The sequence below is a fragment of the Bacillus sp. EB106-04-02-XG92 genome (genome assembly GCF_058791995.1).
Window position 1 is genome coordinate 37,090 of sequence record NZ_JBYTEA010000021.1, and the last position, 15,633, is coordinate 52,722.

Below are 15,633 nucleotides of genomic sequence, written 5' to 3' on the forward strand. Positions count from 1 at the left end.
ACAAGCATAAATCTACAAAACAAAACACAATTTGCTATTTTACATAAACGAAGATCATGAAGATCGAAAGAGATAAATTAAAAACAACTGAATATGAACACAAAACAAAAAGCCACTCCCAAATGTTAACGGCTACCAACCTTTAACGAGAGTGACTAAGTTCTAGCAAGTGTACCACCACTTGTCTAGATATAAACTGTATTAACCGACAGTGTTAACGTTTAAGTAGTGTACCACCACTAACCTTAAACAACTATGCCTTTTCACGAGGCTTCTTTGATATACCCATTTTATCTATTGTTTGGATAAATATCAACTAGTAAATGCTAGTTTTGATTATTTTGTAGTCCAAAAGATATATAACGGGCATCTCTAATCCTAGAAGTCTTGTGAATGTACAGGTCATTTAGGGATTTAGGATGCCTTTTTGTTTTTTGTTCGCGTGGAATTGCCTGATACCACGTAAATAAAAACTGATAAGCCGTAATTCCGTGCTTCTATATAGAGGGAACGTGTTACGGCGTGGCTGGCTGTTGGTCGTGCAGGGGGTACAGAGTATGCGCCTACAAAAACAGCACCCCTCATTGGAATCCTGTTCTTCTGGTGAGGGAGGGCGAGAACTTGCCCAGGGATTATTCTCTAAAAGGTTCGGGTGGTTATCGTTAGCATTACGGTGCTAGGGAGTACATTCAGTTTGTCGTGTAGGGACGATATTACAAGGACAAGCCATAGAAAAAGGATGTATGCGGTGAAAATCGCTGAGTGAACAGGGTCTATACATACGGATACCTTATAAGTGACCGCATGGCGAAAACAAGACGCTTATCCATCTATTTTGATTGATTACTTTTTTTGTGATCTTTTAAAGTAGGGGATAAATCTGCCTTCCAGCCGTGTTCCATATTCGTTCCCACATGATAAAAACCCTCAAGATCTTCAGTCAAGCTTAATTACGAAGAAAAGATGAAAAACTTAAGATTGTTTAACTCCTGGGGGACCTACTCACTAAGATAGAGGAATAAATAAAGGATTTACTATTTACTTGGTTAAAGGATAAGGGGATGAATGGTAGAATAGTCCTTATTGCAGAATTAGGTTTTACACATGAGATATAGTACGTGAAATTTAACTTGGATTTTAATTTATAAAAGGGAGAGGACATTGATGTTTTTTCGTAAAACTAAATTAAACGAGTTACAGAGAGAATTAGATGAGTTACAGAGGGAACTTTCTTTTTATAAAAAAAGAGATGTACAACAAAGAAGAAGTAATATACGTTGTGAAGAATATCCTCATATTTTGTTAAAAGATACTACTAATTATATAATCATTGATTTATTGAATGATATTCATACTACTGCACTCTATATTTATAAGCTAGATCGTCCTGCTGAGCAATGGATGTTTGATTTAGGATTTGAGCTTCGAGATGAAAGTTTTGCTAAACTTATTGGAACATTAGAATTCGGATCAATTGCTGAAGGCAAAGCAGAGATAAAAAAGCTTAATGTAAATGAGGAATATAGAAATCAAGGATTTGCTACATATATGATGAAAAAAGTAATAGCTTGGGGGCGATCTCAGGATTTTTCGGAACTATATTTGACTGCTTGTACTTCTGTATACAAACTAGGAAATGCACTAAATCAAGATGAATTAGTTTCATTTTATTGCAAATTAGGGTTTGAGAATATTTCTCTTAAATCAAATCGAATGACGTATAAATATTGTGATTCTGGTGTTAAAACTTAATAGGGGGTCAAAACATACTTTAAGCAAATCATTGATGCTACCTTATAAAAGTCATAATACAAAAAGAAAAGACACCCTAAGGTGCCTTCCTCCGACTTGAACCACTTTAATTTTAACAATATGTATTGGACGCCAATCCAAATATTATTTTACCATGTTAAGTAATGTAAGTCATTGAGAAATATGTTACCTCTTTATTTAAACGTAAAAAGTCCTAGAGGGGACTAGGACTTTTTGACAGAATGAAAATGATCTAAAAAAGGACTTATATAACGTAACATATGAATGTTTCATAAATGTATCGTAAAAGTGAACGAAATCTATATTTTATTGAAATTTGTTTCTTATGTAAGAAGCGATATGATCATAACCACCGTAGATAAATTTTTCGTTAATCCCCATAAAGTCAAGTTCCTTAAGTATTTTTTCTTTGTTGTTAATAACAATTATTTTATTAGGCCAAACTCTTTGAAGTGTTGCAATTGGGGTATCATATGTTTCTTCAATGTAATTTAAGTATGTTTGATATATAAATAATCCTTGCTGGTTACGTCCGCGTTCAAAAGTTAATATAGGTGCATATTTGAAATCGGGCATTATAAGATTAAACCACCAAATTGTTGTGCTAAAACTTAGTATATTATTTAGAAATAATTGAAGGTAAGCGGTGTATAAAAAAACTGCAGGGGAAACATCCTCTATTTGTCGATAATACCCCTTTAATTTTCGTTCACTCTCTATAAGACTGTGAATATAATCCCATATGTATAATTTATATGCTTCATTATCATATGGTTCAAGAGTTTGAGGGATAGTATAATCAAAGTAGTTGCTGAAATATTCGTGATGTTCTTGTATTAAGTTCTTAAAATGATTGTAAAATGCACTAGGATACTTTGATTCGTACTTTAAGAATAAATTGTACATGTCTATAAATATATCGTTTCGATCATAAGCGAATACTTCTAATATATTTTCATCTTCATATTTAGCTAAAACATCCGTAATATCAACGAACTTATCTTCAAACGAGTATACAAATCCTTTGTCCTCATCAAATTGATCGTTACCACTTTGTATGTTTTTGAAATTTTGACAAGCGAAATATAACGCTACTAATGGCGAAGTAGTTATATCAATAAGGTTTGTTGGAATCCCATGATGCTGGGAAAAAGCCGAAAAGTGCATTCGTTCATCAGAAGATAACTTATACCAAACTTCTCTTTTGAATTCTTTTTTCATACTAAGGAATGGAACGTCTGTATGTGGTTCTATTTGCGCATTAAATCCTATATTAGACGATACATCTCTTAAACCTGAAGATATTGTATCGCGATAATTAGTGGGTTCACCTCTAAAATAATTATTTGTAAATTCTCCATTGGAGAATAATTGAATATAACTTGATAAATCCTCTACTACAATTTCCTCAGGTGTAGGAAGACCTTTTAATTCTCGTTTTGAATATCTTTTAGAAATTTCCATGATAACCTCCAAAATTAAAATAATAAAAGCACTCTTTCGAGTGCCGCTGTCTACTTCACTACCTTATCCATAACCTCTATTATTGCTGATTTTTCGCTTTCATCTGTTCTTCATAAACAAACTTAGCTGTCATGAAATCATTAGGGAAATCTTTTAATGCGTTTTTCATAATATTTAATTCTTCTTGTGATTTTATTTCGACTCCATATAAGAAATCGTACGCTTTAGTTTGCTCATTAGCAACAAAGTTTTGAGTCATGTAATCATCTTTGAAGTCCTGCTTTGCTTTTTCTTTCACCTTATTTATAGCTTCAGTTTTATTGATATCCTTAACTGGATTTGTAAATGAGCCTGCAGGTTGTTGTTGCTTAGGTTCTTCTTTCTTTTCCGGTTGAGAAGCAGGTTGTTGAGGCTCGGGTTTTACTTCTTCTTTTTTAGGCTGTTCTTGTGGTACTTGTTGTTCTTTCTTAGCCAACTCTTCTTTTAGTTTTTTTACTTCAGCATCTAGAGTTTTGTTTTGATTTTCCAGTAGTGATATATCACCTTTTAATTTATCAATCTCTTTAGATTTATTATCTGTTTCTTGATAATTGGTTTCGGATTTTAGCTGTGAAGTGGCCTGTTCATTACTTGCATAATGGTCAAGAGCGTATACCATTCCCATTATGATCAGCAAGATAAAAGATATAGCAGAAACGCCAAATGTAATCAAAGGTCGCAGAAATGGACGCTTCTCTTTTACCAATTGTTTTTTTCTAACCAAGGCAATAACAAGAAAAATAATTGATGCAATAAGAGTAATTATACAGAACCATGATAGTGTTCCGGCGATAGCTTCACCAACTACATCAAAAGTCCTATAGGGTTCAGTTGTGGCTTCATACATCTTATGGCTGTTATATAGACCTCTTATAAAAAGTATGATTAATATACCTATACCACCAAAAATCAGTTTTTTATTAGATAATTTCATTTGCAGTCCTCCCAAATATATGTATTAATCTGCAAAATAAAAGCACTCTTTCGAGTACCTAATTTCGGCTTACTCCTAATTTGGATTCTACCTCAGTTAAGCTAGCTACAGCATTAATAAGTTTTTGATCTGAAAGCTTAATTGATTTTTGGGATTCTTCCATTCTACTTTCCATAGATGCTAATCCTTTTAGCCATTGATTTACAGCATTAGCAGCATTACTTCTATAATTTATTGCTAAACCAAAGTCGACTCTAAATTTATCCAGTTTCTCTTTTAATGCAGGATCCTGTATCTTTTGAGTGTCTTTAAATGCTGTATTTTTATTAGATAATTCATCATATTTAGTTGCAACAATAGTCATTTTTTCTTTTAAAACATTTGGATCTAAAGACTTTGCGTCTGCACTAGCTTGACTCCATATAGGTTTCCACTCCTGATTCCATATTTTATCGAATTCGTTCATCATAGAATCAATAGTAGGCTTAATTTCGTTTTCATATGTAACTTTATCTGCATTTGCAACTGGCTTAGAGTTTTCTTGCTGTTTCTTTTGTTCTTCGTCAGCTTTCTTTTCTTTTTCTTGTTGTTTACGTTGCTTTTCAGCTTCCTTTTGTTCTTCTTTTTCTTTTTTCACTTTCTCTTTTTCTTCAGCTTTCTGAGCTTTTTCCAATTCTTTTTGTGCTTTCTCTTCAGCTTTAGAGTCATTAGAAGTACTTGCTGTTTCGTTAGATGAGCATGCTGCTAATCCCATAAGTAATGCGCTACAAGTTAATGCTGTAAGTAATTTACGTTTCATTTTGTGACCTCCAATATGTATTGACTATTTCAATTTATTTCGAATAGCCTTTAATACTCCATCAACATTGTAATCAGGAATATTACGGATCGTACGTTTCTTAGTTCCAAACATTTTCTTTATTTCGAGATAAATAATCCCTGTATTCATAAGAGAGATACCGAACGGACCTTGAATAATATCAAAATCAACATCCTTAATGTCCTTATATTTCACTACTTCAGCTTCAGCACCACCAAATAAGCCGCCTTTCATCATAACCAGATACAAATTATGTTCTCCGACAACGATGAATCCTGTTTTGGTTAACTTTGGATCAGCAACTTCAAAGTAATGGATATTTTCTTTAGCCTTCATAACCTTCTTTAAAGCATCGAAAGCAAACTGATAGTACTTACGCTCAGTTTTAGGTAATTCTTTAGATATTTCAACCATTTCGTTTAGTGTAACCGGGTATTCAATAACGCCAAAGCGCTCATCAATTTTAGTGTATTTTGGAGTAGCCATATAATATCCCCTTTATAAATGTAAGATTTTCGAGCTAATCATAGCAAACAACCTATCATAATATTGTCATATTTTGTCGAACAAAAATAAAAAAAGAGAGCCGAGGCTCCCTTTGGATAAATTGGTAAAATATTGTAAAATTTTACCTCTAGAAAATGGAAATGATTTCTTTTATGATGGATTCAAATACAATATCTTTAATTTGAAATATTGAGCGCTGCAACGCTTCGTATTTCGTTTTAGAATCTTCAACAGAGATTCACATTATCTTGATGTGTAAAGATGTTTATGCGTCAAAATAAGGAGTGTGACACCTACATAAAATACTTTTTTATCAAGTATGTATATTCCACTAAGAGGTTTAGCGCTTTCTTTTGTGGTTCTGTGTCTAAATTAGAAATTTGGTCTAATATGACCTCGACTTGTGGTGGGATTCGATATTCTCTACCAACCAGGTTGTCCAAGCTAATGTTATATAAATCAGCAATCTTGATTAGAGTGGAAACATCAGGTTCTGATCGTCCCGCTTCCCAATTGGTATATGTTGAACGAACAACATTAAGATGGTGAGCAACATCGTTTTGAGTTAATTTATTTTTCTTGCGAAAATATACCAGTCGTTCGCTAAGCAATGACTATTCACCGCCCTTTTTTATCTGTGACAATTATAAGCGAACGAAGGAAGTTGATGGTATATATTTGGATAAAACGATTAATTTTGTGACTTTAAATATATACGATGACTCATTTTGAATCACTATAAAATTAATTAGAACAAAAGTTCGATTTTATGGTAATATATGCATGTGAGGTCTTTAAATGAAAATGCAAAATTGCATATTTGTTATCTAATACATTTGATAAACGTTGATATATAGCGTTTATCAGACTTTCTCAACAAAAATCAGATAACTCCATGACCGAATTTTGGGAAATTTGTGTTATTATGAATACAAAATAACCGGAACGAAAAAAAGACTCACAGCGTGTATAAGTAGTGTTCGCAGCACTCTTACACCGTTCGCCCGACTCACCAGGGGAACATCTGCCATAAGTCTCTTTTCGGTCACTTCATGAGTAACAATTACATTATAACATGCCGATATTACTAAAGCATTACTATGGTATGAATTTCCTGTTTAGAATTTGAGAAAAAAGAGCGAAGCGTCTTTGTTCCAAAAGGAGCAAATTTGATGGATCAGACACCTAAACAAAAACAAGAAGAATTAAGAAGAAAAGCATTACTAAAGTTCTTAGGTAACCTTATTGATGAAATTGATTTCCAAAGAAGGAATCAAGAAGACATTGCAAAAGATTTAGGTATTTCTGGAGGTTCATTATCAAAAAACTTATCCGGCAAGAGTCAATTTAACTTTTGGAATATGATTAAGTTACTTAACATCTTGTACAATGATAACGTTTTAAAGAAAAAAGAGATGCTGCATATGTTTTGTTCTGTTACAAAAAGTAAACAAAACATGAGAATCGCAATGGAGTACGCGAATGCTAAAGGTGACCTGGAATTATTAAAATCAATTGTAGATAGAGAAAAAACGTCCTCGTTGGCGATGAATAGAGAATGGGCTTATGTATACGAATTGGTATGGATGCGAAGCAAGGGTGTCGTTAGTGGGAAGGTTTTGTTAGAGAAATTAGAAGAACGTAAGAGAAGTAAAGTAATTAAGACGCAAGAAATGAAAGTTTTATATGGAATATTAACCTTCTATACGATGTACGATTTAGAAAAATTCAATTCATTGTTTGAGTATGCCGAAGTATTGCAGCCGAAAGTAGAAGAGATTTCAGATGATTTTATCAGAACAGCATACGCAGGAAGAATTAAAGAAGGGTTGTCGTACGCATATTTAATGCAGGATAACGTCGATCAATCGAGGGAATTGTGTCACGAAATACTCAATTTAGAAGACAAACAAAACTGTTTTTCTCTTTTAAGGGCATCAGCTTTAGTATACCTTGCAGAATCCTATACTTTCGAAAGTTACGAAAGAGCCACATGGTATATTAACAAATCGTTAGAAATGTTAGGAGAATGCCATTTCGAAAGAACTATAAAAAGAAGAGAAAACATCCTAAATACTCACGCATTTATCAAATTGGTTAATGATGTAGATCTACATGATATACAGATATTCCATCCTGCAGAAGAAGCGTTCCTAGCTATCAGGAAAGGTGATTGCAAACTGGCTGAAAGTATTTTGAACGGATTAAAAGAGAAAAATGGATATTTAATGCCTATTGAATATTGCTACTTAGGAGTAGCGACTAGCGATGTTAGTTTTATAGAAAAATCACTCACGATGTTCGAGTGCGAAGGTAATAGATTTTATTGTAAATTGCCGAGAAAAATGTTGGTAGAATTTAATAAAAATGGTATAATATATATGGGTGATGCTAAATGAAAAAAATCTTATCGCTAATCACAAGCGTAGCGTTGGCTGGAGGTTTTTTATTCGCTCCTGCTGACAACAAAGAACAACCGAAGCAAATCGCTAAGGATGATTCGAAAGTAGTATTATATTCAGAAATGGGACCCGGCGGTGGCATGGGTTAATATATAAATAGTTTGAATGCGATTGTCTCTATTGAGGCAATCGCATTCGCTGTTTTTAGGGATATTTCCTAAATATCAAATTCTATATTTAAGAAAACATTGTGAATTATTCACAAACTACATAGATAAAACTGGGGGTTTTAGGGATGAAAAAAGAGAGCTTAGCTGAAGTATTATGGAAGACACTTGTAATGGGAGAAATCACAAGTGATGAGAACAAGAAACAAGAAGTTTCTAATATAGAGTTACACATTATGGACAAAAAAAATGATTGTTAGCATTTCGCTGACAATCATTTAATCATCTGAACCAAGGGCTGCTTGCATCATTTTATATAGCATCTCTTGTTCATGTTTAGGTTTTTGTTCTAATTTCTCAAGTAATACATCAAATTTCTTTCGTAAATCAGAATATTGATCCCCGCTTAATTGAGGGTCATCAGATAGCCCTAGCAAATAATCAGTTGTACAATTTAGAGCTGTAGCGATTTTTGTAATAGCTTTTCTGCCAGCGTCTTTCTTATTGTTTTCTATCTCTGATATTGTTGATTTCTTTAAATCTATACGATTCCCTAATTCTTCTTGTGTCCACTTCATTTCTTTCCTTAATTGTTTTACCCTATCCCCACGCATATGAGTTCCACCCTTTTATATAAATTATAATAATGTACATTTGATAATGTGTAAGTGTGTTACTAACTAACTATAACAGTAATTAAGTACATTTTATTATAAAAGTTCGCTCGGAGCAAACTTTTTTCGGAATACAAAATTTATATAATTAAATTATAGGATTTAAAATAAATAAAAAAATTTTAAAAAATAGTTCACTTTTTTCGAACTTTTTGATATAGTATTATTTGTAAGCGAGGTGAACAGGAAAATGATTTTTGACAACAAAAAATTGTCGGCTTTGCTTGATGAAAATGAAATGAGACAAATACAACTAGCTAAAGAGATAAAACGCTCTAAAAGCACGGTTTGTGAATATGTTAAGGGTACTAAATCACCAGGAAAAGAAGCGGCTTTCGCTATTTCTAGAGTATTTTCAGTACCTGTGGAAGATCTATTTAAAAGGGTTGAATAAATCGAACTTAATAACGTTAAAATCAATATTTTTTTAAATGTTAAGTTCGATTTTTTCGAACAAATAATAAGGAGTGAAAGTATGAATACACTACAAAAATTTGAAAATGAAATTTTTGAGGTATCAGCAAAATTCGAAAATGGCGAAGTATTGTTCGATGTAGAACAAGTTGCTAAGAGTTTAGGAATAGTTGATGTCAAAAACGGAAGAAAGTATGTGAGATGGAGTAGGGTTAATTCTTATCTTCCTAAGAATTCGCCACAAGTGGCGAAAGGAGATTTAATTCCAGAACCTTTAGTGTACAAGTTAGCCTTCAAAGCAAGCAACGAAATAGCAGAAGCTTTTCAAGATTGGTTAGCGATTGAAGTGCTTCCATCTATTAGAAAGCACGGGGCATACATGACAGATCAAGTCCTGGAACAAGCGGTAACAAATCCAGACTTTGCAATCGGTCTTCTCACTAAATTAAAAGAAGAGAAAGAAAAGCTTGCAGCAGCACAACAACAAATCATACAACAGCAACCACTAGTAACATTCGCAGAAGCTGTACAAGTATCAACAAACCTAATAACCGTCAAACAGTTAGCGAACTTAATGAGACAAAAAGGAATCGACACAGGTCAAAACAGGCTCTTCGAATGGTTTAGAGAAAACGGATACCTTTGCAAGAAAAGAGGTAGCCTGTACAACACGCCAACACAGTATTCAATGGACTTAGAATTATTTGAATCACAAGAATATGTAAGAACAAATAGCGTAGGTGAATTCGTAACATCATTTACTACAAAAGTTACTGGGAAAGGTCAGCTTTACTTCATTAATAAGTTTCTCGGAAAGGAAGCGATCTAAATGATGGAAGAAAGCACATTATCACTAGCTATCGTAGCAGCTGCAATATGTTTATCTGTATACCTGGTACACCGAATAGATGTATGGGACAAGAAAACGGGATGGTCAAGAGATGACAAATAAAGAACAGCGTGATGAATACGAACAAAAGAAACTAGCATGGATCATAAAGGATTTAAGAGCTAAAGGGATACATAACAGCGCAGATAAGGTTGAGGAAATGCATAAGGAGTTTATAACTCTAGCTAAATAGGACAAGCGTTGTGCTTGTCATCATGATCAGGAGCGGACGCCTTTCCCCCTCCACCTCGTTTCTGGTCATGATGATGCGTACAGCATCAAAACAAAAGAAAACCATTCGACTACGCCTAATCGAATGGTTCGTGAAACTTTAGATTATTATGTACCTCTAGTATACACGCTCGTTTCTTCTAAGTAAATAAGGAGTGAAAGTCTATGTTAGATAAAAATCAATCGAAAGTCGTCCTTCCGTCATGGGTATGGGAGGGCGTGCGAAACGAAAAAGAAGCAAAAGCAAAGGCGATTGAGTACATTACTCCTGATCGCTATCCAGGATACAAAATCATTGATATTCAAGGCGATATAGCGTTATGCGAAAGGGAGAATGCGTGATGTTCCAGGTGCCAGTAAGACGTGGATCAATGAAAGAAATGTTAATAGCAGTTCGCGATTTAGAAAAACGAGGTTATGACTATGTAACACAAATCAAAACGGTATATAAAAGCGGTAAGTTTTATGAACAAAGCGGTAGAAGTTTTCAAGGCAAACAAGAATTTAGAACAATAGGCTACGTGGATAATGTCAGCTACGAGTGTTGGATGAAGAAGGTGAACTAAATGAATTTTATTGATAAACGAAAAGGATTTTTCATGATAGAGAATGACGCAATAGACAATTGTGATTTGGATGTTTATGAATTTAAAGCTTACGCAGTAATCGTAAGACATGCAAATCGAGATACGCAATCAGCATTCCCTTCTTTAACAACTTTAGCTGAGAAAGTTGGATGTGGAAGAAAGAAAATAGTGCAATGTATCAAGTCATTAGAGGAAAAAGGCTACATTCAAAAAGTTAATAGGAAAGATGATCAAGGTAATAACTTATCCAATATATATTATGTCCTACCTACACCTAGTGTCCCAGAGAAACTAGTAGTGTCTGAGGGAAACCAGGGTAGTGTCCCAGAGAAACTAGGGGTAGTGTCTGAGGGAAACACTAACAATACTAATCTTAACAATACTAATTTAACAAAAAGTAGTAGTAGTAAGAATCCCTTCTCTTTTTATGAAAATAACATTGGAATGCTAAATCCATTCATGGCAGACAGTATAGAGCAATGGATTAAAGATACTAGCGAAGAACTTGTTATAGCTGCTATGGAACGCACATTAAAGCAGCAAAAAAAATGGAAATATGCTGAGGGAATCTTAAAGCAGTGGGCTAACAATAATGTAAAGACATTACAAGATGTAGAAGCTTCAGAAGCTGAATATAAAAACCGAAACAAAGGAGCGAAGCAAAATGATCCAGTTGCAAGCAACGGAACAGTTTACTACAACAAAACTGAATTTGACTTCTAATATGTGTGAAGTATGTAAAGCAAAAGGAATAAAACAAAGAACAATGATATTCCAAGGAGAAGAAGTTTGTCCTAAGTGTTATTTACAAAAAGACCACGATAGATTGTTTGAGGAATGCAACCAGTATTACAAAGGTGAGGAAGAACGAAAAAGAAAAGCTTATTTTCATAACCACAGTTTAATTAGTGATCCAACAATAATGCGGGCAACATTTGATAGTTTTATTCCGGAATGTGAAGAGGAAAGCATCAACAAAGGTATAGCTTATGAGCATGCTCATAACTTTATCAAAAATCTAAAATACACAGTAGTTGCTTCTGGAGATGCAGGAAGAGGCAAAAGTCATTTAATGCATGCTATTGCTGAAGAGGTTAATGAGAATGGTAAACAAACAGTTTTATTTATAAGTGAGAGTGTGTTGTTTAAAAAGTTAAAGGCTACATTTAATAAAAATGATATATCAGAGGATGATTACCTACAAAAAATAATTGATGCGGATGTAGTAATATTTGATGATTTTGGTTCTACATTAGGAGATTATCGTGACATCAATTTAAAAGCATTGCAATTTCACAATGCAAAAGGTGAAGGGGATATTACAAGTCTTCAAAGGGCGACTAAATATATGAATGATACGTACATGACTATATTCGATGGGAGACAAGGGAAAGCGAACGGAATCGCTACAAATTTAGTGGGTGCGGCTATCTCATACTGTTACGATCAACGAATCACATCCCGAATACTTGGTTGTAAGTCCGCCATGACGTTTAAAAATACGCCAGATAAACGACAGAAACCATTACCTTTCTAATTTAAATAAGGGGGATATGAAAATGTTTTTTGATAATATACAAGCTCCATCTAAACCTTATTGCGATATATGCGGTGCAGCTATTGATAACATCGATATTCAAGAAGTACATGTTGAAGAAAAAATGATAACTGCTTGCTCAATATGCTACGGTGATCCAACTGTTAGAAGGATCGAAACGAAAACATTGTTTGATTTAATCAAAGCGGTAGGCAAGCGCTACGGGTACCGTAAAAGTGTAAGGGAAGTGCAACAGCAAATAGAAGAAGATAAGACAGATATAGAAATTGATGTGCTTGAAAAAATGGAAGGGCAATTACTGCGACAGCCAACAGGAGAAAAGATTGAATTTTCAGACAAAGAATTACTTTACATCTTCAACAAACTGCGTTTAATTATTGCCGGTGATAATAGCATGTCATTTGCAATAGCTCAGATATCAAAGCAAGGTATCGAAGTTGTAATAAGAAAGGATGACGATTATGTGCGTGTGTAACGGAACTGGAGTAATTCAAAACGTTATTGGAATGGGTATGTATCAATTTGGACCATGCGTTTGCGAAGCTGCGAATCAAACACCTGAGGAAGTGGATAGAAAGCGCCATGCCGTTATAGCGAGGTTAATGGAAATTCATCGTATGCAGCAAAAAGAGAAGACAGGCGTTGTGGCATGAGAAGCGGTCAACTCTCTTTTGAGGATGTAATAGGTAGCTTTGACTATAAAGCTACTAGTACTTCTAAACAATTTTTATTTGGCAGTAGTCATAACGCTATAACGCCTACGTTTGAAGTTCACTTCTATGATCAGGATGAGAAACAGAAAATTGATTGGTTTGAAGTGAAAAGTGAAGAAGATGCAAAGAAAGAAGCAATAGCAAAGCACGGGAGAATCCAAATTATAAAAGCTGTGGAAAGTAATCGATCGCTTGCAGAAATTATGGAGTTAGATTAGGGGGAGCGAAATGAAAAAGGGGATTTTAAATCAGTCAGATTATAAACGAGCTGAAGAAAATGGAGTAAACAAAAATACATTAAGAAATCGCGTTTACAACTGCGCTTGGGATAAAGAAGAAGCTATAACAACACCGCCTGGTAAGAAACGTGAATCAAAACAAAGTGAGTCGGAAAAATGGCTTGATGTAGCGGTACAAAGTGGAATGAATCCAAACACATATTATAGTCGATTGAACTTAGGGTTCACTCCAGAAGAAGCAGCAACAAAGCCTGTTAGAAAAACATCAGATTTTATTAAGGAAATGGCTAAAATTGCAGAGGGGAATGGCATTAACTATCAAACGTTTCATTCACGAATCCGTAATTATAAGTGGGATATCGAATTGGCGGCCACAACGCCACCTATTGAGACAGGGAGACGTTGTTCAAATTAATGATTTTTAAGGGGTGTGAATTGAATGGGTGTATATTTTCCAGTACCAAGTTGGGATGAGTATGAAACTGCAAAGAAGAATGGGATACCAAGAAAAAATGTAGATCAAAGGGTTCAGTATTTAGGGTGGACGATTGAAAAAGCAATTACAACGCCATTATTACCAAAATGTAATAGACCTAAATATAAGGGGTATGCGGAGCTTGCAGAGAAAAATGGGATTCCATATAAAACCTTTACTGCGCGGGTCAATGGATTGGCATGGACGCTAGAGCGAGCTGCAAGTACTCCAGTCAGAAAGAAAACAACATTATTCCGTCATAACTCGCAAGGGAATTAAGGTGATGGAAAATAACTATCTACCAGTTCCAACTTGGGAGCAATATGAAATCGCTAAGAATAACGGTATTAGCAAATGTAATGTAGATCAACGGATTATACGAGGCTGGAACATATTAAAAGCTATTACACGTCCGGTGAACGAATCGTTTACGAAAAAGTATAAGAAAGAATTAGAAATAGCGGAGAAAAACGGGATTGGATATAAGTTGTTTCGCCAACGCGTTCAGGATAAAGGATGGGAACCGATTGAAGCAGCTACAGTCCCAAGATTGACCAAGAAAGAAGCGGCGGAAATATCGTCAAGGGTAAGGAGGAAGTGATATGAAGCAATATAGTCCGGTTATTACTGATGAGGATTATGAGAAAGCTGCTAAGAATGGTATTAGCAAAATGAACGTGTATCTACGAGTTAATAAGCGCGGGTGGAAAATAGAACGCGCTATAACGGTACCGGTTAGAAAGAAAAAGTACGGGATAGGAATAAACGCTGGGCTGAAAAAACTAGCAGAACAAAACGGAATTAGCCATACAACATTATATAAAAGGCTTAAAAGTGGTATGGATCCATTTGAAGCAGTAACAACACCGAAAAAACACAAGCAGTGGGAATCTTTAAGAAAAATAGCTAAAGAAAACGGGATTAGCACATCCTCATTTTACGCAAGGATGGAAAGAGGAATGGATCCGTACGAGGCGGCAACAAAACCACCACGTAAGTATAAAAAGAAACAAATCAGCTAGGGAGGCAACATGAGTGAGCAAGACAGGTTAATAGAACGATTGATTCAGATGAATATATTCAAGCTAGCCGACGGGCGTGACTTATTTGAAGGTAGTTGCGAGGAACTGGCGGGGCTACTAAAAGGAGTGGATGAAGAATGATGGAATTGCAAAACGGTGTTTATGAAATTACTAAATTATTAGCGGAATCTAAAGGTGGCAAGTAATGAAAAAAGAAACTGCGGTGCAGGTGCAAAGTGAACTTGAGGTAGTAGAGAGTGAGATTCGTAAGATGGAGTATCACTTGGTTGGCTTGAATAACGAGAAGCGGAAGACAAAACTCTCTTTGGAAATGTTGAAGAAACAGAAAGAGAAATTGAAAAGTTACTTATAAGGAGCGGGACATGATGAATTTAAGAACAAAGATTAAGCGAGTAAGAGATGTGGAGTTGCCACAATATGCGAAGCCAGGAGATAGCGGTTTTGATCTTGTAGCAGCAGAGGACACGGTTATCTGGCCAGGAGAAACAAAGGTTGTACCAACTGGATTAGCTTTTGAGATTCCACCAGGATATGAATTACAGGTGCGCCCGCGTAGCGGTATGACGCGTAACACAAAGTTAAGAGTTGTACTTGGCACAGTGGATAGTGGATACCGTGGAGAGGTTGGGGTGTTGGTTGATAACACTGAAGTACCAAAAGCGACAAACATGCAAGCTCATGTAATTGAAAAGGGAACCCGCATC

General features: G+C 34.9%; 28 protein-coding genes. 22 read left to right on the forward strand and 6 right to left on the reverse strand.

Translation table 11 applies throughout. The annotated features are described in order from the left end of the window. Positions 1-1,164: 1,164 nt before the first annotated feature. Entirely contained in the window at positions 1,165-1,752 is a 588-nt protein-coding gene (locus AC3WVA_RS27965) for a GNAT family N-acetyltransferase (protein ID WP_492322385.1), read from the forward strand. A gap of 327 nt (positions 1,753-2,079) precedes the next feature. Here AC3WVA_RS27965 and AC3WVA_RS27970 read toward each other — a convergent pair whose 3' ends face one another. From AC3WVA_RS27970 to AC3WVA_RS27990, 5 genes are all read right to left on the reverse strand, one after another. Continuing rightward, the gene (locus AC3WVA_RS27970; protein ID WP_492322386.1) at positions 2,080-3,237 is read right to left on the reverse strand and encodes an FRG domain-containing protein; all 1,158 of its coding nucleotides are present in this window, start codon (positions 3,235-3,237) and stop codon (positions 2,080-2,082) included. Positions 3,238-3,316: 79 nt separating this feature from the next. Next, a complete protein-coding gene (locus AC3WVA_RS27975) occupies positions 3,317-3,901 on the reverse strand; it encodes a hypothetical protein (RefSeq protein WP_492322404.1) in 585 nt (194 codons plus the stop codon). 367 nt (positions 3,902-4,268) lie between these two features. After that, entirely contained in the window at positions 4,269-5,009 is a 741-nt protein-coding gene (locus tag AC3WVA_RS27980) for a ribonuclease (protein ID WP_492322387.1), read from the reverse strand. A 24-nt stretch (positions 5,010-5,033) separates the two neighbouring features. Then, complete coding sequence (locus AC3WVA_RS27985) at positions 5,034-5,516, reverse strand: PH domain-containing protein (protein WP_492322388.1); 483 nt, start codon at positions 5,514-5,516, stop codon at positions 5,034-5,036. 314 nt (positions 5,517-5,830) lie between these two features. Further along, complete coding sequence (locus AC3WVA_RS27990) at positions 5,831-6,148, reverse strand: helix-turn-helix domain-containing protein (RefSeq protein WP_492322389.1); 318 nt, start codon at positions 6,146-6,148, stop codon at positions 5,831-5,833. 561 nt (positions 6,149-6,709) lie between these two features. Here AC3WVA_RS27990 and AC3WVA_RS27995 point away from each other — a divergent pair. From AC3WVA_RS27995 to AC3WVA_RS28005, 3 genes are all read left to right on the forward strand, one after another. Further along, complete coding sequence (locus tag AC3WVA_RS27995) at positions 6,710-7,936, forward strand: AimR family lysis-lysogeny pheromone receptor (protein ID WP_492322390.1); 1,227 nt, start codon at positions 6,710-6,712, stop codon at positions 7,934-7,936. Then, complete coding sequence (locus tag AC3WVA_RS28000; protein WP_316252165.1) at positions 7,933-8,088, forward strand: hypothetical protein; 156 nt, start codon at positions 7,933-7,935, stop codon at positions 8,086-8,088. The genes AC3WVA_RS27995 and AC3WVA_RS28000 overlap by 4 nt, the downstream gene beginning before the upstream one ends. Before the next feature lie 146 nt (positions 8,089-8,234). Beyond that, positions 8,235-8,366, forward strand: coding sequence for a hypothetical protein (locus tag AC3WVA_RS28005; protein WP_269062143.1), 132 nt, complete (start codon positions 8,235-8,237; stop codon positions 8,364-8,366). 18 nt (positions 8,367-8,384) lie between these two features. Here the strand turns inward: AC3WVA_RS28005 and AC3WVA_RS28010 are convergent, their stop codons facing one another. Beyond that, positions 8,385-8,720 (reverse strand): helix-turn-helix domain-containing protein, encoded by a 336-nt coding sequence (locus AC3WVA_RS28010; RefSeq protein WP_353771845.1) that lies wholly within the window; start codon positions 8,718-8,720, stop codon positions 8,385-8,387. A 250-nt stretch (positions 8,721-8,970) separates the two neighbouring features. Between AC3WVA_RS28010 and AC3WVA_RS28015 the strand changes: the two genes are divergently transcribed. From AC3WVA_RS28015 to AC3WVA_RS28100, 18 genes are all read left to right on the forward strand, one after another. Then, entirely contained in the window at positions 8,971-9,174 is a 204-nt protein-coding gene (locus AC3WVA_RS28015; RefSeq protein WP_098682809.1) for a helix-turn-helix transcriptional regulator, read from the forward strand. Positions 9,175-9,255: 81 nt separating this feature from the next. Beyond that, the gene (locus tag AC3WVA_RS28020; RefSeq protein ID WP_492322391.1) at positions 9,256-10,023 is read left to right on the forward strand and encodes a phage antirepressor KilAC domain-containing protein; all 768 of its coding nucleotides are present in this window, start codon (positions 9,256-9,258) and stop codon (positions 10,021-10,023) included. Further along, on the forward strand, positions 10,024-10,146 hold the full coding sequence (locus tag AC3WVA_RS28025) for a hypothetical protein (protein WP_267876745.1): 123 nt from the start codon (positions 10,024-10,026) through the stop codon (positions 10,144-10,146). Continuing rightward, positions 10,136-10,276, forward strand: coding sequence for a hypothetical protein (locus tag AC3WVA_RS28030; RefSeq protein ID WP_170877240.1), 141 nt, complete (start codon positions 10,136-10,138; stop codon positions 10,274-10,276). The genes AC3WVA_RS28025 and AC3WVA_RS28030 overlap by 11 nt, the downstream gene beginning before the upstream one ends. 203 nt (positions 10,277-10,479) lie before the next feature. Continuing rightward, on the forward strand, positions 10,480-10,656 hold the full coding sequence (locus tag AC3WVA_RS28035) for a hypothetical protein (protein ID WP_195756696.1): 177 nt from the start codon (positions 10,480-10,482) through the stop codon (positions 10,654-10,656). Then, the gene (locus AC3WVA_RS28040) at positions 10,656-10,880 is read left to right on the forward strand and encodes a hypothetical protein (RefSeq protein ID WP_492322392.1); all 225 of its coding nucleotides are present in this window, start codon (positions 10,656-10,658) and stop codon (positions 10,878-10,880) included. The genes AC3WVA_RS28035 and AC3WVA_RS28040 overlap by 1 nt, the downstream gene beginning before the upstream one ends. Then, positions 10,881-11,624: a DnaD domain protein gene (locus AC3WVA_RS28045; protein WP_492322393.1), complete on the forward strand. Its 744-nt coding sequence runs from the start codon at positions 10,881-10,883 to the stop codon at positions 11,622-11,624. It begins immediately after the preceding gene. Then, positions 11,566-12,438 (forward strand): ATP-binding protein, encoded by an 873-nt coding sequence (locus tag AC3WVA_RS28050; protein ID WP_000615479.1) that lies wholly within the window; start codon positions 11,566-11,568, stop codon positions 12,436-12,438. Before AC3WVA_RS28045 ends, AC3WVA_RS28050 begins: the two co-directional genes overlap by 59 nt. Before the next feature lie 22 nt (positions 12,439-12,460). Continuing rightward, positions 12,461-12,934: a hypothetical protein gene (locus AC3WVA_RS28055; RefSeq protein WP_492322394.1), complete on the forward strand. Its 474-nt coding sequence runs from the start codon at positions 12,461-12,463 to the stop codon at positions 12,932-12,934. Next, positions 12,921-13,112 carry a hypothetical protein gene (locus tag AC3WVA_RS28060; RefSeq protein ID WP_492322395.1) on the forward strand — a complete coding sequence of 64 codons (192 nt, stop codon included), beginning with the start codon at positions 12,921-12,923 and terminating at the stop codon, positions 13,110-13,112. Before AC3WVA_RS28055 ends, AC3WVA_RS28060 begins: the two co-directional genes overlap by 14 nt. Then, positions 13,109-13,390, forward strand: a complete 282-nt coding sequence (locus AC3WVA_RS28065) for a hypothetical protein (protein WP_492322396.1) — start codon at positions 13,109-13,111, stop codon at positions 13,388-13,390. Before AC3WVA_RS28060 ends, AC3WVA_RS28065 begins: the two co-directional genes overlap by 4 nt. Before the next feature lie 10 nt (positions 13,391-13,400). Next, the gene (locus tag AC3WVA_RS28070; RefSeq protein WP_492322397.1) at positions 13,401-13,826 is read left to right on the forward strand and encodes a nucleoside permease; all 426 of its coding nucleotides are present in this window, start codon (positions 13,401-13,403) and stop codon (positions 13,824-13,826) included. Between the two features lie 24 nt (positions 13,827-13,850). Further along, on the forward strand, positions 13,851-14,165 hold the full coding sequence (locus tag AC3WVA_RS28075) for a hypothetical protein (protein WP_492322398.1): 315 nt from the start codon (positions 13,851-13,853) through the stop codon (positions 14,163-14,165). Between the two features lie 4 nt (positions 14,166-14,169). After that, entirely contained in the window at positions 14,170-14,487 is a 318-nt protein-coding gene (locus AC3WVA_RS28080; RefSeq protein ID WP_492322399.1) for a hypothetical protein, read from the forward strand. Position 14,488: 1 nt separating this feature from the next. Next, positions 14,489-14,908: a hypothetical protein gene (locus AC3WVA_RS28085; protein ID WP_492322400.1), complete on the forward strand. Its 420-nt coding sequence runs from the start codon at positions 14,489-14,491 to the stop codon at positions 14,906-14,908. A 9-nt stretch (positions 14,909-14,917) separates the two neighbouring features. Then, positions 14,918-15,049 carry a Fur-regulated basic protein FbpA gene (locus AC3WVA_RS28090; protein ID WP_492322401.1) on the forward strand — a complete coding sequence of 44 codons (132 nt, stop codon included), beginning with the start codon at positions 14,918-14,920 and terminating at the stop codon, positions 15,047-15,049. A gap of 64 nt (positions 15,050-15,113) precedes the next feature. Then, positions 15,114-15,281 (forward strand): hypothetical protein, encoded by a 168-nt coding sequence (locus tag AC3WVA_RS28095; RefSeq protein WP_440032878.1) that lies wholly within the window; start codon positions 15,114-15,116, stop codon positions 15,279-15,281. A 13-nt stretch (positions 15,282-15,294) separates the two neighbouring features. Then, the coding region (locus tag AC3WVA_RS28100; RefSeq protein ID WP_492322402.1) for a dUTP diphosphatase at positions 15,295-15,633 on the forward strand (339 nt) is incomplete at its 3' end.